This window comes from Pedobacter suwonensis (genome assembly GCF_044762335.1).
In the GTDB taxonomy this organism is placed as follows: domain Bacteria; phylum Bacteroidota; class Bacteroidia; order Sphingobacteriales; family Sphingobacteriaceae; genus Pedobacter.
In genome coordinates this window covers 184812-203174 of the sequence record NZ_JBIWEB010000004.1, presented here as the reverse complement: position 1 = coordinate 203174, position 18363 = coordinate 184812, and the positions used below count along the sequence as shown (strand labels likewise).

19 protein-coding genes are annotated in these 18363 nt (G+C 39.2%); 2 read left to right on the top strand and 17 right to left on the bottom strand.

Features of this window, described 5'->3' with window-relative positions:
* Window positions 1-177 precede the first annotated feature (177 nt).
* The 5 genes from ACIQXP_RS08625 to ACIQXP_RS08605 all read right to left on the bottom strand — a co-directional run bounded on the left by ACIQXP_RS08625 (window position 178) and on the right by ACIQXP_RS08605 (window position 4552).
* A complete protein-coding gene (locus ACIQXP_RS08625) occupies window positions 178-792 on the bottom strand; it encodes a trimeric intracellular cation channel family protein (protein WP_387505225.1) in 615 nt (204 codons plus the stop codon).
* Window positions 793-890: 98 nt separating this feature from the next.
* Window positions 891-1190, bottom strand: a complete 300-nt coding sequence (locus ACIQXP_RS08620) for an FtsB family cell division protein (protein ID WP_029286805.1) — start codon at window positions 1188-1190, stop codon at window positions 891-893.
* Between the two features lie 226 nt (window positions 1191-1416).
* Window positions 1417-2712, bottom strand: coding sequence for a phosphopyruvate hydratase (gene eno / locus ACIQXP_RS08615; protein WP_387505224.1), 1296 nt, complete (start codon window positions 2710-2712; stop codon window positions 1417-1419).
* A gap of 410 nt (window positions 2713-3122) precedes the next feature.
* On the bottom strand, window positions 3123-3971 hold the full coding sequence (locus tag ACIQXP_RS08610; protein WP_387505223.1) for a DUF2911 domain-containing protein: 849 nt from the start codon (window positions 3969-3971) through the stop codon (window positions 3123-3125).
* A 71-nt stretch (window positions 3972-4042) separates the two neighbouring features.
* Window positions 4043-4552 carry a GNAT family N-acetyltransferase gene (locus ACIQXP_RS08605; protein ID WP_387505222.1) on the bottom strand — a complete coding sequence of 170 codons (510 nt, stop codon included), beginning with the start codon at window positions 4550-4552 and terminating at the stop codon, window positions 4043-4045.
* 74 nt (window positions 4553-4626) lie between these two features.
* Between ACIQXP_RS08605 and ACIQXP_RS08600 the strand changes: the two genes are divergently transcribed.
* Together ACIQXP_RS08600 and ACIQXP_RS08595 are read left to right on the top strand one after the other, a co-directional pair.
* Window positions 4627-5259 carry an ABC transporter ATP-binding protein gene (locus tag ACIQXP_RS08600; protein ID WP_387505221.1) on the top strand — a complete coding sequence of 211 codons (633 nt, stop codon included), beginning with the start codon at window positions 4627-4629 and terminating at the stop codon, window positions 5257-5259.
* The gene (locus ACIQXP_RS08595; RefSeq protein ID WP_387505220.1) at window positions 5259-6389 is read left to right on the top strand and encodes a hypothetical protein; all 1131 of its coding nucleotides are present in this window, start codon (window positions 5259-5261) and stop codon (window positions 6387-6389) included. The genes ACIQXP_RS08600 and ACIQXP_RS08595 overlap by 1 nt, the downstream gene beginning before the upstream one ends.
* 76 nt (window positions 6390-6465) lie before the next feature.
* On the opposite strand, the gene ACIQXP_RS08590 is transcribed toward ACIQXP_RS08595, so the two are convergent.
* From ACIQXP_RS08590 to ACIQXP_RS08535, 12 genes are all read right to left on the bottom strand, one after another.
* Window positions 6466-6825, bottom strand: coding sequence for a hypothetical protein (locus ACIQXP_RS08590; RefSeq protein ID WP_387505219.1), 360 nt, complete (start codon window positions 6823-6825; stop codon window positions 6466-6468).
* Between the two features lie 15 nt (window positions 6826-6840).
* Window positions 6841-8250 (bottom strand): D-alanyl-D-alanine carboxypeptidase/D-alanyl-D-alanine endopeptidase, encoded by a 1410-nt coding sequence (gene dacB, locus ACIQXP_RS08585; protein WP_387505218.1) that lies wholly within the window; start codon window positions 8248-8250, stop codon window positions 6841-6843.
* 105 nt (window positions 8251-8355) lie between these two features.
* Complete coding sequence (locus ACIQXP_RS08580) at window positions 8356-8958, bottom strand: CDP-alcohol phosphatidyltransferase family protein (protein WP_387505217.1); 603 nt, start codon at window positions 8956-8958, stop codon at window positions 8356-8358.
* Between the two features lie 59 nt (window positions 8959-9017).
* Window positions 9018-10007 (bottom strand): aspartate-semialdehyde dehydrogenase, encoded by a 990-nt coding sequence (locus ACIQXP_RS08575; protein ID WP_293744286.1) that lies wholly within the window; start codon window positions 10005-10007, stop codon window positions 9018-9020.
* A 618-nt stretch (window positions 10008-10625) separates the two neighbouring features.
* On the bottom strand, window positions 10626-11495 hold the full coding sequence (locus ACIQXP_RS08570) for a sugar phosphate isomerase/epimerase family protein (RefSeq protein ID WP_387505216.1): 870 nt from the start codon (window positions 11493-11495) through the stop codon (window positions 10626-10628).
* Between the two features lie 8 nt (window positions 11496-11503).
* Complete coding sequence (locus tag ACIQXP_RS08565; protein WP_293744290.1) at window positions 11504-12379, bottom strand: sugar phosphate isomerase/epimerase family protein; 876 nt, start codon at window positions 12377-12379, stop codon at window positions 11504-11506.
* Between the two features lie 8 nt (window positions 12380-12387).
* On the bottom strand, window positions 12388-13278 hold the full coding sequence (locus ACIQXP_RS08560) for a hydroxypyruvate isomerase family protein (RefSeq protein WP_387505215.1): 891 nt from the start codon (window positions 13276-13278) through the stop codon (window positions 12388-12390).
* Between the two features lies 1 nt (window position 13279).
* Window positions 13280-14512 (bottom strand): nucleoside permease, encoded by a 1233-nt coding sequence (locus ACIQXP_RS08555; protein ID WP_293744293.1) that lies wholly within the window; start codon window positions 14510-14512, stop codon window positions 13280-13282.
* A gap of 152 nt (window positions 14513-14664) precedes the next feature.
* Window positions 14665-15345 (bottom strand): 3-keto-disaccharide hydrolase, encoded by a 681-nt coding sequence (locus tag ACIQXP_RS08550; RefSeq protein WP_090986178.1) that lies wholly within the window; start codon window positions 15343-15345, stop codon window positions 14665-14667.
* 53 nt (window positions 15346-15398) lie between these two features.
* Window positions 15399-16856, bottom strand: a complete 1458-nt coding sequence (locus ACIQXP_RS08545) for a Gfo/Idh/MocA family protein (RefSeq protein WP_293744294.1) — start codon at window positions 16854-16856, stop codon at window positions 15399-15401.
* Between the two features lie 32 nt (window positions 16857-16888).
* Window positions 16889-17275, bottom strand: coding sequence for a c-type cytochrome (locus ACIQXP_RS08540; protein WP_090986173.1), 387 nt, complete (start codon window positions 17273-17275; stop codon window positions 16889-16891).
* A 28-nt stretch (window positions 17276-17303) separates the two neighbouring features.
* A complete protein-coding gene (locus tag ACIQXP_RS08535; protein ID WP_293744295.1) occupies window positions 17304-18356 on the bottom strand; it encodes a sugar phosphate isomerase/epimerase family protein in 1053 nt (350 codons plus the stop codon).
* Between the last annotated feature and the right edge of the window lie 7 nt (window positions 18357-18363).

Genomic DNA, 18363 nt, shown 5'->3' with positions numbered 1-18363 from the left:
GAGCTGGGTGTTATGAGTTTAGAGACTTAGAACGCCGAACTATACATGCTAGCCATGGAAAGGTGGTAATACCCGGCACCATTAAACATAAGGTACTTGTGACACCACGGAAAGCAAAAGGAATAGGGAGCTTAAGTTTGGAGACTCAGAACTCCGAACTAAAAACTCCAAACTGAGTTAGTGCCATTCATCCCGGTAAACAAACTTAGGCATATGCCATTCGAAACGGATAGAAAGCAGTCTCAATGTTAAACCCACTATGGCAGCAAAAACAGTTGCAAGCATTTCGGATCCGTGAAAATGTTCGATCCCGATGTAAACAGAGCCGGTAACAATTGCGGCACTGGCATAAATCTCTTTGCGGAAAAGAAAAGGCAATTCATTGCAGAGCACATCACGGAGTACACCACCTGCACAACCTGTGATCATTCCGCTAAAAAGTACAATCAAATAAGGTAAATGAATCTGTTGCGCTACCTGGCACCCGATAATGGTAAACACCACCAAACCCAAAGCATCCAGGTAAATAAAAAGTTTTTTGAGCCTGGTCATGATCGACGCAATAAAAGCAGCAAATAAGGCCGCCACCGCGGTAATCACTAAATACTCGGGATGTTCTACCCAACTCATAGGGTAATGTCCAAATAATACATTTCTAACCGTTCCGCCACCCAGAGCGGTAACCCAGGCAATAATACAAACGCCAACCCAATCCATATCGCGCCTGCCGGCAGATAATGCAGCAGTCATGGCCTCGGCAGTTATGGCTATAATGTAGAGGATATGGAGCATTCGAATGTTTAAAGGTTTAATCGGTTAATTGATCGGCAGATTGTTTAACAGTTGAACTTTAAAATAAATACTGCCAACTGAATACTGCCAACTGAAAACTAATCTTTCTTCTCCTCCCTGATAATCACGAAAACATCTTCATTATCTTTCTTCATAAAGTATTTTTCGCGTGCAAATTTCTCTGCAGTGTTTAAGTTGGTGTTCAGTTCGTTTAAATCCTTTTTAACCTGGGCGGTTTCTTTCTCGAAATATTCTTTTTCTTCCTGCAGTTTATTCGCCTGACTGCGGTATTCATATTGCGACATCATATCATTTTTGTCGAAAAATAACATCCACATCGCAAAAGCGACCGTTGCAAGGAAATATTTATTGCGGAAAAGATCTATTAAACGTTTCATATTTTTCTCGAAAACCGTTATTAAACTTTGCGGGTTTTTAAAACCTGTAAGGTTTGCTGAGCAAATATAGTATTAAAATAAAAACATCCGAAGATTTAAAATCTCCGGATGTTTCGCAAATAAGTTTTTCAACTTGTTAACATCAAATTGGATTTTCATGTTGAGCCCGTCTAAACACCTATCGAAAAGTTCTTCGACAAGCTCAGAATGACACTCATCACAAAGATTATTTTTTCGCGTATTTGAATTTCGAACCGATGAAACGTGCGTTTTCGCCCAATTCTTCTTCAATACGTAACAATTGATTATATTTTGCAATCCTGTCCGAACGTGAAGCCGAACCGGTTTTAATCTGTCCGCAGTTTAATGCAACAGCTAAATCAGCGATGGTAACATCTTCAGTTTCACCAGAACGGTGACTCATTACCGAAGTATAACCACTGTTTTGTGCTAAAGTAACCGCGTTAATCGTTTCAGTTAATGAACCGATCTGGTTTACTTTTACCAGGATAGAGTTTGCCGTATCTTCATCGATACCACGTTGTAAACGGGTTACGTTAGTTACAAACAAATCATCACCTACCAATTGAACGCGGTCGCCAATTTTATCAGTTAAAGTTTTCCAACCAGCCCAATCGTTTTCATCCATACCATCCTCGATAGAGATGATTGGATATTTGGCAGAAAGATCAGCTAAATATTGTGCCTGCTCTTCGCTTGAACGTATAGCACCTTTATCGCCTTCAAATTTGGTATAATCGTATTTACCATCTTTGTAGAACTCAGATGATGCACAATCTAGCGCTAAACAGATTTGTGAACCTGGTTGGTAACCAGCAGTTTCAATAGCTTTTAATACCGTTTCAATTGCATCTTCAGTACCATCAAAAGTTGGGGCGAAACCACCTTCATCACCTACCGCAGTAGATAAACCTCTATCGTGAAGGATTTTTTTCAAACTATGGAAAACTTCAGTTCCCCAACGTAACGCCTCAGAGAAAGAAGGTGCACCTACTGGCATGATCATAAACTCCTGGAATGCAATAGGAGCATCAGAGTGAGAACCACCATTGATGATGTTCATCATCGGGATAGGTAAAGTGTTTGCATTAACACCGCCAATATAACGGTATAATGGCTGGCCAATTTCGTCAGCAGCAGCTTTTGCAACCGCTAAAGAAACACCTAAAATAGCATTGGCGCCTAAGTTACCTTTGTTCTCGGTACCATCAAGGTCTAACATAAGTTTGTCAATTGCGTTTTGTTCAAAAACATCAATACCCCTTAATGCATCAGCAATTTTGGTGTTTACATTTTCTACTGCTTTTAAAACGCCTTTTCCTAAATATGTAGATTTATCTCCATCACGTAATTCAACAGCTTCATATTGTCCGGTAGATGCACCACTTGGTACTGCAGCACGGCCAAATGCACCTGCTTCTGTTGCAACTTCTACTTCTACTGTTGGATTTCCTCTTGAATCGAGGATTTGTCTCGCATGGACATTAACGATTATGCTCATTTTTATTTTAATTTTTGTTGATTTCTTAATCTGCTTAGTGTACAAAGTACAATTACTAAGCCCAACATCAAAGTTAGTATAATTTTTAAATAAATAAAGCGTTTTGAGGGTTAATGTTACGATAGTTGTTTGAGTTAATAGATGGTTAATTTTAAGTTAATATTGCTAGTTAAACTCATGATCCTTATGGAACATTGATATTTTTTTGAAAAGCAATTGCAGCATTGCTTCGGTTGGGGTTGGCCCCGCTTTTCATTGAAATCGGGTTTAAATTACTTAGGTTCGGTAAATTATAGGAAACAATGCCCGTGCTGAAGATGCTGTCATCCCGATGCTATAGCTGTAAGATCAGGCAGCATTGGAATGGTGATATTTATCGGTCGGTGTCTCACCGACCGAATAGAGTTTCTTTATTTTTTAGTCTCCGCCAAAAGTTCTGAATTCAGGCGTACATATTCATCAATCTTTTGGGCTTTAGCGGCGTCAATGCCTTGTTGCGCTGTAGTTGCAGCAGCAGCTTTATCACCCATTTTTAACTGTATACGGCCTTTCCAAAGTTTAAACCAAGGTGCCTTTGGATCTGATTTTTCTGCTTCAGTCACCCATTCCAAAGCCTGTTTTAAATCTTTTCCATGCTGAAAATAGTATTGTGCGGCTGCAAAATAGGGTTTCTTTTCACCTTTCATGGCTTCGGCAATATTGGCCATTACTTTTTCATCAATAGAAGTGGTGATATTAACAGCATACGCGCTATTTTCCCACATCATGTTTAAAGTTGCAGAAGTTTCGCTGACAGAGGAGAACTGCATGGTTAAAGTTTCAACTTTATCCTTTAGAGCTATCGTTTTTACTTTCACTCGAAGTATGTCGTCACTTTCCTTATAATCATATGCACCCCACTGATCGGCTGTCTTATTGAAAATAACGGTCCACTCATTTTTACCAGGAATACTGAACAAGCTATATTCCCCTGCTGGTAAATCTTTACCTTCAATTTTAACGTCATCGGTAAATTTAACCCGCGTAGCAGCGTTTGCTCCGTTACGCCATACTACACCCATTGGTTCTATACCACCAAAAATTTTGCGGCCTTTTACATTCGGACGGGAATAGGTTAAAGTTATCTTCCCCAATCCAAAATCCTGGATTAAGGTTTGGCCACTACTTGGCTGAGGGAATTTTGCATCCTGAGCACCGGCGAAATGTGCAGCACCTAAAAGTGCAACAGATAGCATTAATGATTTGATCGATAATTTCATTATTTTGTTGTTTTTGCTTATTGCGAATTTACGCAATAAGCTCCGGCTTTAACAAAAGTTTAATATCAACTCTAAATCAGTTGGTTTTTTCTGAAACCAAAAATCAGTTCATCAAAATATTCGCCATTTTTAAAAATGGTCCCCTTTAATTCGGCTTCAAAAATAAAACCAGATTTCTGTAAAACCCTTTGTGAAGCCAGGTTGGTATGGGTAGTCCTCGCGAAAATCCTGTCGATCTCAAATGTTTTGAAACCATATTGTAGCATTTCTTTTATCGCAAGCGCAACGATGCCTTTACCCCAATGTTCCTCACCAATCCAGTAACCCATTTCTGCACTTTTGCTGTAAATGTCTGCGAGTTGATGCACGCCGATCGATCCGATAACTTCATCGTTTAACACAATAGCCTTGATCTGCAGGGGATCGTGACTCAAAGCCAGTTGAATAAAAGCCTCGCCATCTTTTTTTTCGTAGGGGAAGGGGAATTTATTGGTAAGGTATTTGGAAATGTTAAAGTTATTGGCATGTTTAACCAGATTTTCAACATCACTGGGTTGATAAGGGCGTAAAGTTAATTGCATGCTATGGGATTTTATCAAGACAAGCGCAGCTTGTAACTTTTCAACAAAAATAAAGTCAGAAATAAAATGGTTTTATGCTACACTTCAATCAATTTGAAAAATCTTATTTCGATCATCTTGTTTTAAAGATAGATAATATTAAACTTCCTGAAGGCATTTTTTGGATAAAAGGAAGCAATGGTTCTGGCAAAAGTACTTTGCTAAAGGCAATTGCCGGAATATTGTCTTTTCAGGGGGATATCGCGTTAGGAACGGTTTATCTGAAAAATCACGCTGTGGCTTATAGAAAGCTGGTCAATTTTGCCGCTGCAGAACCATTATTTCCCGAGTTTCTAAGTGGAGCGGAGATGATTACCCTTTTTGCAAAAGCAAAAGGTGCGGGAGCTGGTCAGGCGGAAATTCTGGTTGCCGAAATGGGAATGCAGGGCTATCTCAACAACCCTTTGGGTTCTTATTCCAGTGGGATGCTTAAAAAGCTTTCGCTGGTGCTGGCTTTTTTGGGTAAACCCAAGTTGATCTTATTGGATGAACCTTTAAATACCATTGATGCCGAAGCTCTAGAAGTATTGTACAATTGGATCAACAAAAAACATAAAGAAGAAAGGATCAGTTTTCTTTTATCCTCACACCAGCCATTTGATAAAGTAAAATTGACAGGACTTAAACAGATTAATATTGATGATAAAAAAATAACGCTGAATTTTTAATGTTTCCGCTTTCAAACATCGCTTTAAGAAAAATATTTGTTGATGGATTCTACCGGACTCATGCAGGCATGCTGGTATTTGTTTTCGTCATGTTCATCAGTTATTGTTTGTTCATCAATACTTTAGGTACGGTTATGCCTGACCAGATTGATTTTTGGCAATTCTTTTTTACCATCAGTTTGGTAAGCAATCCACTCATTATGGCTTTCTATTTTATTGCAAGCGCATTATATGCGTATAAAAGCTTAAAATATATACTCAACCAGCTTGTTCTGCCTCAACAGGAGTTTCTATATTACAGCTTTAACGCGTCTTCAAAAAAACAACAGTTTCTCTACTGGTGTATGGTTTTGGCTTATATATTTATCCCGGTTTGGTGTTATACTTTATATGCGATTATCATTGGGGGCATATTTGGTTATTATTTTATTTCAATTGGAATCTTGCTCTTTCAGCTGCTGTTGATTATTACTGCTGCTTATATCATCCTAAAAGAAAGTAATCGTTTAATTGAGGTCAACAAACCTAATTGGGTAATCCTGATAAGTAAGAAATGGAATAAACCTGTTTTTTTATTGTATGTCTTTCAGGTTTTTAACCGGTCGAAACTGGCTTATCTATTGACCAAATTGCTTTCCTGGGTATTGATTTCAAGTGTTGTTATGCTTTTCTCGGATATTAAGGACTATTCGAAACTATTAATGCTCATTACATCCTTTATTGTTGTGGCGCATGTAGTGCTTATCTATCAGGAAAGACTTTTTAACAACCTTTATTTATCTTTTTTGCCCAATTTGCCTTTTAGTGAGGCGAGGTTATTTTTCAGCTTCTGCCTAAATTATCTCATTTTATTATTGCCCGAAATGTGTTGGATAATCACCCGATTTGGCTTGATAACTTCAATCGAACTAGCTGCATTTGTTTTTTCCGCTATCCTTTTATTTAGGAGTTTGCTTTTGTTGAATGGTATTCAGATTAAAGGATTTTTAATAGGCGTTTTTTGTCTGTTTTTTCTTTTTTATATGTTTATTATGTTTGGCTTTGGCCTAATGCTCATCCCGATAAATATGGTTTTGGCCTGGAGGTTGTTTAAACGGAATTATTTGAATGATAATAGCTTAGGTATTTGAAGTTAAAGTTTATTTATCTCAATCGTCGTGCGGGGAAGTATCGGTTAGTGTGATATTACTAATACGTTTATCCCAACTAAATATTCGCAAACAAAAAGTTTAACCCGGCAAGTTCTGTTTTAATCTGATTCATGCCAATTAAACCACCCGACATGCCACTCGATTGCTGAAAAACATTCACCGTAAGTTCGTTTTCTTCGCCAGGCATCATGGTTACGCTGAATTTATAATAGGTGGCAAATGCACCCAATAAGAGTCTTTTTGTACGGCTACCTTTTTCTAAAAATAAATTCCCAAATTGTTGATCAATTACTTTATAGCCCTGTAATTCAAAAAGCCCGGTAATCTTTTTGGTCATTTCCGCTACGGAAATATCTTTGTACAGGTTCGAAATCAATCCATCAACCGTTTGCAGGTTTTTTACAAAAAAAGTCATAGTTGTAAACAGGGGTTATTTTAGTTCATCTAACACCTTAAACAACTTTTTGTTGATACTGTTTCCGCTGTAATTATTAATATTGATCACGACCACGTATTTATTGCCTGCCGCATCAGTATGGTAACCTGCAAAGGCCGAAACATCATTAATGGTTCCGCTTTTAATTTTCATACCATTGTATTCTGGTAGGGCTTTATAATAATCAGGGAACCAGTTTTCTTTTTGGATCTGGAAAAGTATATTGGCCATTGCCGAAGTTGTAATCCGATCGCCCGGGGAAAGTCCGCTGCCATCAATGATATTGAGTGCCGTTTTGTCTATACCCTTACCGGCCCAGAAATTGATCTCGGTTTCTGCACCTTTACTTGTTGTAGCCTCTTTACCCATTTTGAGTGCAATGGTTTTCAAAAGTGATTCGCCATATAAATTGATGCTTTTCTTTAAAAACCAATAGGTCATCTCGCTTAAAATTGGCGAACTGATGGTGGTTATTTTCTGTGTAATAGAAGGAATAACCTGATTGTTCAAAGTCATTAACCTTGCTGTTGTGGCCTGCTGACCGGTAGAAATTCCCAGCCTCTTCAAGGTATCCTGCAAACGGTAAGCACAATCAAAAGCAGGGTCGGGGAGGGCTACTGAAATACCCGTTTTGGAAATGCCCATTCCCCAGCTTCCGCGGAGGTAAGCCGTATTACTGTATGGCGGAAAAAACGCATAAGCACGGTCACCCGAACCCGGACTTCCGGTTTTGAGTTCATTTACAATTTGTACATACGGTGTTACCGGAACTGTTTTTACAACCTTTACTTCGTCTGCTGTGCTGTTTCCGGGTTTTAGATGGATGTCGAACTGATTTTCCCGCCAGGCTAAGCCAGATGTTCCTGCGCCATAATAATTTCCTATATCCTGCCAAACCCAACCTTCAGGCGTGGTTTGTGTGCCAAAGATACGGCCATCACCAATTACAGCACCTTCAATTTTTTTTATGCCTGCAGCTTTTATGGCCGTAACCCAGTTGGTTAAAACAGTATTTTCTTTGTTCTGATAACGCCAGGAACCCAAAGTTGGGTCGCCGCTGCCGATAATGATCAGGTTGCCTTTTAAGATTCCATCAGTAGTAATTGTTCCCGTATAAGCCAGTGTGGTTTGATATCGAAAATCTTTTCCTAATATACTGAATGCTGTGGCGGCGGTAATGGTTTTTAAGGTTGAAGCGGTAGCCAAACCAACCTGCTCATTTTTGGCATAAAGCATTTTACCGGTATTGGCATCCAGCACGCAAAGCGATACAGTGGCATGTTTAGCTTGCTCGTCGTTCAGTAGATTATTAAATGCTTTTTCTAAATTTTGAATCCTGTTCTGTGCAAAGCTTTGTGTAAAAGAGAGAGACAGAAGGATGGAAAGGAGTTTGAAAAATTTCATTTGTGATGCAATGGGAATTACTAAATTATATATAATTCGGTGATTATAATCTCTTTTTTATATATAATTTAGTGATTACGATCTCTTTTTTATTGTTTTTCGCGTTTAGCCATTAAACAGCTTATTTCGCTTTATTTCTTTTCCCTGCCTTAATTTTATTGCATGATAAAGGGTAGGCACATCATTCGTCCATTTTTTGAGGGTGAAAACGATGGCCAGTATTTCTAAGCGGGTGACCAGACCAAGCCAAAAGCAAATTTCAAAGAGCACAAAAGATTCGCAATGTACCATAATTTCGACCAGGGTGGCAAATATAGTCAGCGTCCAGATTTTAGCACCAATAGAATGTGTGGCTATTTCTTTTTTAAATTTGATATAACTTAAAACATAAGTTGAAGCCTCAAAAGCACCAAGGATAATTAATTTGATGAGATTGGTTTTAAAGAAATCCGGGCATTGGATATAGGTAGCAACTGCTACAGAAATAAAAAATACCTGATCTATACTGGAGTCCAAGCGTCTTAATTTTTCAGATGAAATATTGAGCTTGCGTGCAATAATGCCATCAAACACATCGGTTAGCAAACCAATGGATAATAAGGTGATGGCTAAAAAGGAATAGTGGTTAACATGGAAAACGCTTAAAAGAATAATTCCAAAACCGATAAGTAGTCTGGAGAATATTAAAGCAATTGGAATGTGTTTCATTGTTGGAGCGCATAAAAAAGCCCCGAATAAATCGAGGCTTTTCTTAAGTTATTTATTGATTAAACCAGTTCTTTTTGAACCAGGTACTCGGCAATTTGAACGGCATTGGTTGCTGCACCTTTACGTAAGTTATCGGCAACGATCCAAAGGTTTAATGCTTTTGGTGCCGATTCATCTCTACGGATACGGCCTACAAAAACTTCATCTTTCTCATGTGCATCTTTTGGCATCGGATATTTTAGGTTGGCCACATCATCCACAACAATAACGCCTGGCGCTTTTTCTAAAATACTGCGTACTTCAGCTAAATCGAAATCATTTTCGAACTCGATATTTACCGATTCTGAGTGACCACCCATCACCGGAATCCGAACCGTAGTAGCGGTAACTTTAATGTTGTTATCGCTCATGATTTTATTCGTTTCCTTCACCATTTTCATTTCTTCTTTGGTATATCCGTTATCGGTGAAAACATCAATATGTGGAAGTACATTCAGATCAATTTCGTATGGATAAGCTTTAGGGCCATCAACGCCTTTGCGTTCGTTCATCAACTGCTCAACTGCTTTAACACCTGTACCGGTAACCGATTGGTAGGTAGATACGATTACACGTTTGATTTTGTATTTATCGTGCAAGGGTTTTAAAACTACAACCATTTGAATGGTAGAACAGTTCGGGTTAGCAATGATTTTGTTATCGATAGAAAGTTCGTGTGCATTCACTTCCGGTACAATTAATTTAATTGCAGGATCCATTCTCCATGCCGACGAGTTGTCAATAACAGTTGTTCCGGCTTCTTTAAAACGTGGGGCATGTTCTAAGGAAGTATTTCCACCTGCTGAAAACAAAGCGATATCTGGTTTCATGCTGATCGCAGTATCCATGCTAACGATCGGGAACTTCTTACCCTTAAAAGTAATTTCCTTACCAACACTCTTTTCTGATGCTACGGGAATTAACTCTGTTAAAGGGAAATTTCTTTCCTCCAATACTTTTAACATGACAGTGCCAACCAACCCGGTGGCACCCACTACTGCTACTTTCATTGTAATTTTGTTATATTAGTTATACTATTTTGATATAAGTTCAAATATGCTAAAAATTAAGCTGATATCCCTATTGTTGCCAATTAAATTTGTTTTTAATGTTTGAATTTTTTGGTTTGCAATAGAAAATATGGTTAAGAACAAAGCGTGAATTCGATTTAGTGATGCTTTATAGATCGTCATTTCCGCGCAGGCGGGAATCTTAATGCAAAAGGCTTTAAGATTCCCAATCGAATTGGGAATGACGATTCCTCGCAGTTTTTAATTCACTAAAATTTATTTACGAAATAAATTTTTTTCATCGGTTGCAGGCTACAAGACTTATAGGCATAGCAATTAAAAAGTATTGCCGTTCTATCAGGTTTAATTAACCTAAGTCATCCCTTCTAACATTGAAGAGATTTTTATTGAAAGAGAGTCTGCGTTAGGGATTGGAAGGGTTCAGTGCCGATATTTTCATCGGTAACGGAGCGAAGCGGAGCCCTGGAAAGCCCGACCCTTTCCCGATTTTTTATCGGGATTGGGAAACGCCCATATCAGTTTACAATATGCAGTTTACAGCGGGAATCGTTTTTTATAAACCCCACATGTTTTAAAAACTGTGGGGTTTGAATAAGTTTAAATCAAGTTGGCTTTGATATAATCGCAGCTGATTTTGATCGAGCCCATTGGATCTGGCTGATAATTGGTTTCGTGCTCCACAAAAAAGTGTTGCATACCTGAAAGTTTTGCCTGGGCAAAAATGCTTTTAAAATCAATTGATCCTTTACCCACCTCGGTGTTTAATTCAGGTTTGGCCTTGTCCATATCCTTAACGTGCCACATCGGGAAACGGCCAGGATATTTTTTAAACAAAGCCAATGGATCATTACCTGAACGGACAACCCAATACAAATCCATTTCAAAATTCACAAGGTTTTTATCAGTTTCGCTTAAATAAACATCATAGCCCGTAGTATCGCCCAATTTCTTAAATTCGAAATCGTGGTTGTGGTAAGCAAACTTTAAGCCCGATGCTTTGGCAATTTCAGCCACTTTATTAAAATCGTCGGCAGTTTTCTTAAAGCCATCTACACCTTTGCCCATATCAACATGGGCACCTGCAATGGTAAAATATTTACCGCCAATAGCTGCTGCTGATTCGATATCTGCTTTTAATTTGTCGGTTTTTCCGGTTTTAGAGAATTCGTCCATTCCATAATGCCCACTTGGTGCTTTCAAGCCGTTCGCATTTAACAATGCTTTAAACTCTTTAGGTGTTAAGCCCCAAAATTTTCCATTAGAAAAACCATAGGTTTCCACTTCTTTGTATCCGGCCTGCGCTACTTTTTCGATAATGCCTTTTACGTCTTTCGGTAATTCTCCACGCAAAGTATAGAGCTGTAAACCAACATTTTTGCTGGCTTTATCAAAGGCAAAAGAGGGAATCAGCAATACTGCTCCGGCCGCTAATCCTGCCTGCTTTAGGAATGTCCTTCTTGAATTCATCTATTAAATTAAATAATCTCTTTTTTAATATAAGCACAACTTGCAGCAACAGATTCCATCGGATTTGGTTTGTAGTTGGTTTCGTGTTCTACAAAGAAATGTTTCATGCCCGAAAGTTTGGCTTGTGCAAAAATCGGTTTAAAATTTATAGAACCGGTGCCTACTTCAGCATTTAAGGCCGGGTTGGCTTTATCCATATCTTTAACATGCCACATGGTAAAACGGCCTGGATTTTCTTTAAACAGTTTTAAAGGATCGTTTCCTGAACGTACCACCCAATACAGATCGAGTTCGAAATCAACCAATTTTTTATCTGTTCCTTTTAACAGGATTTCGTAACCGGTAGTATCACCTTGTTTGTCGAATTCAAAATTGTGGTTGTGGTAAGCCAAACGGATACCTGCTGCCTTGCACATTTTTCCGGCTTCATTAATCCTGGCTGCAATTTTTTTATAATCTTCAGCATTTTTTCTGAGGCTGGTATCTAACCAGGGGATGGTTACATATTCGCTTTTCAGTACTTTCGCTGCTGCAATTGCAGCCTTTAATTCGGTGGTGTTGCCATCACTTAAATAAGTTCCTAAGCCGTAATGGCCACTTGGTGCCTTTAAACCGTGAGCATCTAACAAAGCTTTAAATTCTTTAGGCGTTAAACCCCAAAACTGATCCTTTATAGAAAAACCATAGGTTTCTACTTCCTTAAAACCTGCTTTGGCGATTTTTGCAATCGTCCCTTTTACATCTTTAGGCAACTCATCTCTTAAAGAATACAACTGGAGGCCAACAACTCTCTTGTTATCCGCTGCGAAAGCAAATGACGGAACGATCAGTGCCGCTGCTGCAGCCACGCTGCTGTTGATTAGAAAATTTCTTCTTGATATCATAATGTAGATTAAATATCGCAAATTGATACCGCCTTTTTCAATGACGCTATTTTATCTGCTTGTTTAGGTATAAATTCTTGTGCAACGTAACCTTTAAAGCCGGTTTCGGCAATGGCTTTCATTATGGCAGGGTAATACAACTCCTGTGTATCGTCTATTTCATTACGGCCCGGTACGCCGGCGGTGTGATAATGGGCAATGTATTGGTGGTATTGCCTGATGTTACTGATCACATCACCCTCATCAATTTGCATATGATAAATATCATATAACAATTTGAAGTTTTCAGATCCTAAGCGTTTACAAAGCTCTGCCCCCCACGATGTTCTATCGCATTGGTAATCTTTATGGTTTACTTTGCTGTTTAACAATTCCATTACCAATACCACGTTATGCTTTTCAGCTAGTGGCATTAACTGTTTTAATCCTTTAACGCAATTGTTCCAGCCTGTTTCATCATCTTTACCACGACGGTTTCCGCTAAAGCAGATCAGATTTTTATAACCAGCTTCAGCCACCAGCGGAATCATTTTGGTATAATTTTGAACTAACTTTTCGTGGAATTTTTCGTCGTTAAAACCATCTACTAAGTTAATCTCGGCTCCATTGCACATGGTTGATTCTAAGCCATGCTTTTTTAATGTAGGCCAATCGTTCGGGCCAACCAGATCAATTCCTTTGATTCCTATTTTTTTTGCTTCAATGCAAAGCGCATCAACATCAAAGCTGCTAAAACACCAGCGGCATACGGCATGGTTGATATTTCCTTTTAGCCTGAATGGCTCGTTTGATTCTGTTTTGTTCATGGCTAGGGCGGAGAGGCCTGAAGAAACACCAACTGCTGCGGTTCCTGCAACAATATTCTTTAATGCATTTCTTCTATTGATGTTAGAGGTCATATTAAACAGTTTTAACTTCTGATTTGGTTTTGTCGTTAAATAATAAAGCAAACAACAAGAAAACTGCAGCTGCAATTCCCGCTGGAATAATCCAAACCATTTTCCAGTCAGTTACATCACCTGCTTTATACATATCTGTAATTAAGCCCGCTACTTTAAACCCAATTAACATACCAACGCCATAGGTAGCAAGGGTGATAATACCCTGAGCTGCACTTTTAAATTTTTCTCCCGCTTTTGAGTTGGTGTAAATCTGGCCGGAAACAAAAAAGAAATCGTAGCAAACACCATGGAGTGCGATACCTATAATGAGCATAAAACTTAAGCTGCCGGCATTGCCATAAGCAAAAAGAATATAGCGTACCGCCCAGGCCAGCATACCAACTATAATGGTTTTCTTGAAGCCGTATTTTGAAAAGAACACAGGAATAGCAAGTAGAAATAATGCTTCGGAAACCTGACCAATGGCCATTTTACCTGTTGGGTTGGAAACTTTGATGTCAGCCAGGAAAAGGCCTGCATTTTGATAATAAAAGGCTAACGGGATACAGATCAGGATGGAAGAAATAAAGAAGACAGCAAAATTTTTATCTTTTAACAATTTCAATGCGTCTAATCCTAAAATGTCGCCTACTTTTATTTTTTCGTCTTTGGCAACCTTTGGCGGAGTTGCAGGTAGGGTAAAACTAAACAGTCCCAATACCAAAGAAGCGATGCCAGCCATCAGAAAGGTGCTTTTTAATAATCCGGCTTGAATTCCTTCCGGAGAATCCCAGTGGAAGGCAAAACTGATCAATAAACCAGCGATGATCCAGCCTATTGTACCAAATACCCTGATGTTAGCAAATTCTTTTTCCGCATCTTTCATTTGGTTGAATGAAACAGAGTTTACAAGCGCAAGGGTTGGCATAAACAAAATCATGTAAGCTAAAACGTAAGGGTAGAAAACACTTACATCCGGCGCACTATACATCTGGTACATTAAAATCGCACCAATAATGTGTAGAACACCTAAAATTCTTTCAGCGTTAAAATATCTGTCGGCGATGAGGCCTATTATAAATGGAGCAATAATAGCACCCCAGGATTGAGTTGAAAATACGGAACCAATTTCAGAATTGGTTGCCTTCAGGTTATTGTTTAAGAATGCTCCTAAAGTTACAAACCATGCTCCCCAGATAAAGAATTCAAGGAACATCATGGCAGAAAGTTTAAAGCGTGTAGTGCTATTCATTTGGCTAGTCGTTATGTAAGATGGTTGAGGTAAGAGGGATGATGGAAACGTATCCCTGTAACTCATCAACAATTTTATAATATTTTAACTGGATTCGGTAAGAGGGATTTTGTAATTCACATTATACATTTTCCCTCTTACATTTTCCGTTTTTAAAGTTCTTTGATAGAGATGTTTTTGTACCAAACTTCGTCTCCGTGATCTTGCAAGGCGATTTTACCGGTTTTAAAGGTTCCCCAGTTTTCCCATGTGGCAAATTTGCTGCCGGCAACAATCTTTTTCCAGTTATCATCCCAAAGGGTTGTTTTTACTACTTCAACACCGTTCAAAATTAAAGTTAGCTTTCCTTTTTTGCTGATGATCTCAGCTTTATTCCACTCGCCAACCGGTTTAACCGGTTCTGACGAACTTTTTACCAGGTCATAAAGATCGCCGGCACGGTGTTTTGTGATTTTTCCATCAGGGTGGCCGTCATTATCGATTACCTGCATTTCCAAGCCGGTAGAATAGGTAGCATGGTATTTAGGTTCTTCGTGAACATAAAAAATAAGGCCGCTATTTGCTTTTGGAGCTACTTTCCAGTCATACTTTAAGTGGAAATCACCATATTCTTTATCGGTAACCAAATCGCCACCACCGTCTTTACCTTTCTTAGCTAAATCCAGGTGTAATGCACCATCCTGAACCTGCCAGCCACTACCAACAGTAGTTTTGTTGTAAGTATGCCAGCCAGTTGTGGTTTTACCATCGAAAAGTGGTTTAAAGCCCTTTTGTGCTTTTGATATTTGTGTAACTGCGAGCATAATGCAAGCAGAAAGAAAGATTTTTTTCATTTTTTTTTAAATTAAACCTCGTAGGTTTTTTAAAATCTGCGGGTTTGTAATTATTAAAGTGTTAAATTGTTCCAGCCTTTACGATATTCGCGTTTAACAAACTGGTTTGCTTCGTCAAAGTTGGTCACTTTCATATTATCGTTATCCCAAAGCATTTTCATATACCGGCCCGGGTAACTGGTCTTACCATTTACCGTTTTTTGTACATCAAAACTTCTGATGGCCAGGTTGGCCATCAATAAAGCTTCCGTTAACGGACCTGCAATTTCGAAAGGCGAACTTACTTCTTGTTTTCCATAACCAGCAATTGCCGCTTCAACCCATTGCTTGTAGTGTCCGTTTGCTCCATCCGGTACCCGGGCATATTTTGGTGCAACTTTAATGTCCTTGTTTTTACTTAAAGGCAATAATTTAGGGTTTGCACTATAGGTTTCGGCCATCATCTTACCTTTTGTTCCGATAAATAACGTACCGTTGCCACCATCACCAAAGGTTTCATTTGCTTCTAATTCTTCCGGGCGTTCTGGCTGGATCCCACCGTCCATCCAATGTAAAGTAACATCACCTTTGGTTTTATTCGTTTTAGGAAATTTTAAGGTAACATGGCTTGATGGAGGGCAGCTTTCAGGGAAATAACCGCGTTTAAATTCATCCACATAAACAGAACCTACACTGGCCTGCACCTCTTTGGCATATTTTAAATTTAATACGCTAAAAGGAGCTTCGATTAAGTGACAGCCCATATCGCCTAAAGCGCCTGTTCCGTAGTCCCACCATCCGCGCCAGTTAAATGGAACCAATTTATCTACATAGTCCTTTTCCGGAGCTGTCCCCAACCATAAATCCCAGTCTAATTCTTTAGGGATTTCTGCTTTTTTATTTGGCCATGGAATACCCTGAGGCCATACCGGGCGGTTGGTCCAGGCATAAACTGTATGCACGTCGCCGATTAAACCCGCTTCGTACCATTCCTTCATCTGGCGTGGACCATCATTTGATGCACCTTGATTTCCCATTTGAGTAACCACTTTATATTTTTTTGCGGCTGCGGTCAGAATCCGCGCTTCATAAATATCGTGTGTTAGTGGTTTTTGAACATAAACATGCTTACCCAGCTGCATGGCAGCTAAAGCCTGTATGGCATGGTTATGATCGGGAGTAGAAACAGAGACAGCATCGAAGTTTTTATGCTCTTTATCCAGCATTTCGCGCCAATCTTTATAATACTTTGCTTTAGGGAAAGCTTTTACGCTAGTTGCCGCGCGACGATCGTCTACATCACACAGGAAAGCAATATCTGCTTTTCCGCTTTTGTAAAACATATCCAAATCGCTTTGGCCCTTTCCGCCAACCCCAATGCCGGCAACCAATAGGCGATCGCTCGGTGCTAGATAGCCAGTTCCGCCCAAAACGTGGCGCGGAACAATCATAAAGGCAGCGGCAGCGATTGCTGAAGTTTTAATAAAATCACGGCGGTTACTCGTGTTTTTATTTTCATGCTCTGTTTTCATATTTAGTAAATCGATTTGCTAGCTAAATTCGACTATTTTTTCTTTAAAGATAAAATATACTTTACCATAAGTTTGGCATCATCTTTTTTAAGCGTAGCATGTGCGGTCATCGGCATATTGCCCCAAACACCTGTTCCACCTTTAATAATCTTATCGGCCAACATGTTGATGTTTTTTTCGGTAGCCGGATATTTTTTTGCGATATCTACGTACGCAGGGCCAATAATTTTATTGGTTTTATTATGACAGCCTAAGCAGTCTGATTTATTGATCAGCTTTTCGCCCGGATTTGATTGAAAGGCAGCGTGGGTTGTTGTTGTGGCTGTTGCAAGCACGGCCTTCTCTTTTGCTAAATCAGCCTTTGAAAACGACGCCATAAAAATGACTACAGCGCCTAAAATTAAAAATGTTTTTTTCATGTTGTGTGTGTTTTGTGTGTTGTTATTTTTATAATCCTAATATTCTTTTATTGAAAGCGCTGTCACTGCCCGATGCAGCAAAATCATCAAATGCTTTATCAGTTACATTAATAATGTGCTTTTTGATAAATTCTGCACCTTCCCGGGCGCCATCCTGCTGGTTTTTAATGCAGCATTCCCATTCCATTACAGCCCAACCTTTAAAATCATACTGGGCTAATTTACTAAAAATGGTTTTAAAATCAACCTGTCCATCACCTGGCGAGCGGTAGCGACCTGCGCGGTTTGCCCAACTCTGGTATCCGCCAAAAGTGCCCTGTTTGCCTGTAGGATTAAATTCTGCATCTTTTACATGGAAAGCTTTGATGCGTTCGTGGTAAAAATCGATGTACTGAATGTAATCCAATTGTTGCAACACAAAGTGAGATGGATCATACAATAAGCATGCCCGCGGATGATTATTCACTGCCGAAAGAAACATCTCGTAAGTTTCACCATCAAATAAATCCTCTCCGGGATGGATTTCGTAGCAAACGTCTACACCACATTGGTCAAATTCGTTTAAGATCGGTGTCCACCGTTTTGCCAGTTCTGCAAAACCTTCTTCAACCAATCCGGCCGGACGTTGAGGCCAGGGGTGAAAATATTGCCATAACAATGAGCCACTAAACGTTGCATGTGCATTTAAACCCAGGTTCTGCGATGCCTGTGCAGCATATTTCATCTGTTGTACAGCCCATTCCGTTCTGGCTTTTGGGTTTTTATGTACATCTTTTGGCGCAAAAGCATCAAATAAATCATCGTAAGCAGGGTGAACGGCAACCAACTGACCTTGCAGGTGTGTTGACAGTTCGGTTATTTCCAAACCGTAGGTTGCAATCTTACCTTTTAACTCATCAGCATAGGTTTTACTTTCTGCTGCTTGTTTAAGATCAATAAAGCGGGTATCAAGGGTCGGCATCTGGATGCCTTTAAATCCTAAATCTGCAGCCCACTTGCAAATGCTGTCTAGTGAATTAAATGGCGCTTCGTCACTTATAAACTGTGCTAAAAATACAGCTGGTCCTTTTATTGTAGTCATGCCGGGT

Coding starts and splice junctions, on each gene's coding strand:
- ACIQXP_RS08540 (WP_090986173.1), bottom strand. CDS start 17,275: ATGAAAAAAACATTTTTAATTTTAGGCGCTGTAGTCATTTTTATGGCG.
- ACIQXP_RS08560 (WP_387505215.1), bottom strand. CDS start 13,278: ATGACCTCTAACATCAATAGAAGAAATGCATTAAAGAATATTGTTGCA.
- ACIQXP_RS08605 (WP_387505222.1), bottom strand. CDS start 4,552: ATGCAATTAACTTTACGCCCTTATCAACCCAGTGATGTTGAAAATCTG.
- ACIQXP_RS08620 (WP_029286805.1), bottom strand. CDS start 1,190: ATGAAACGTTTAATAGATCTTTTCCGCAATAAATATTTCCTTGCAACG.
- eno (WP_387505224.1), bottom strand. CDS start 2,712: ATGAGCATAATCGTTAATGTCCATGCGAGACAAATCCTCGATTCAAGA.
- dacB (WP_387505218.1), bottom strand. CDS start 8,250: ATGAAATTTTTCAAACTCCTTTCCATCCTTCTGTCTCTCTCTTTTACA.
- ACIQXP_RS08600 (WP_387505221.1), top strand. CDS start 4,627: ATGCTACACTTCAATCAATTTGAAAAATCTTATTTCGATCATCTTGTT.
- ACIQXP_RS08545 (WP_293744294.1), bottom strand. CDS start 16,856: ATGAAAACAGAGCATGAAAATAAAAACACGAGTAACCGCCGTGATTTT.
- ACIQXP_RS08565 (WP_293744290.1), bottom strand. CDS start 12,379: ATGATATCAAGAAGAAATTTTCTAATCAACAGCAGCGTGGCTGCAGCA.
- ACIQXP_RS08555 (WP_293744293.1), bottom strand. CDS start 14,512: ATGAATAGCACTACACGCTTTAAACTTTCTGCCATGATGTTCCTTGAA.
- ACIQXP_RS08550 (WP_090986178.1), bottom strand. CDS start 15,345: ATGAAAAAAATCTTTCTTTCTGCTTGCATTATGCTCGCAGTTACACAA.
- ACIQXP_RS08570 (WP_387505216.1), bottom strand. CDS start 11,495: ATGAATTCAAGAAGGACATTCCTAAAGCAGGCAGGATTAGCGGCCGGA.
- ACIQXP_RS08595 (WP_387505220.1), top strand. CDS start 5,259: ATGTTTCCGCTTTCAAACATCGCTTTAAGAAAAATATTTGTTGATGGA.
- ACIQXP_RS08610 (WP_387505223.1), bottom strand. CDS start 3,971: ATGAAATTATCGATCAAATCATTAATGCTATCTGTTGCACTTTTAGGT.
- ACIQXP_RS08590 (WP_387505219.1), bottom strand. CDS start 6,825: ATGACTTTTTTTGTAAAAAACCTGCAAACGGTTGATGGATTGATTTCG.
- ACIQXP_RS08625 (WP_387505225.1), bottom strand. CDS start 792: ATGCTCCATATCCTCTACATTATAGCCATAACTGCCGAGGCCATGACT.
- ACIQXP_RS08580 (WP_387505217.1), bottom strand. CDS start 8,958: ATGAAACACATTCCAATTGCTTTAATATTCTCCAGACTACTTATCGGT.
- ACIQXP_RS08535 (WP_293744295.1), bottom strand. CDS start 18,356: ATGACTACAATAAAAGGACCAGCTGTATTTTTAGCACAGTTTATAAGT.
- ACIQXP_RS08575 (WP_293744286.1), bottom strand. CDS start 10,007: ATGAAAGTAGCAGTAGTGGGTGCCACCGGGTTGGTTGGCACTGTCATG.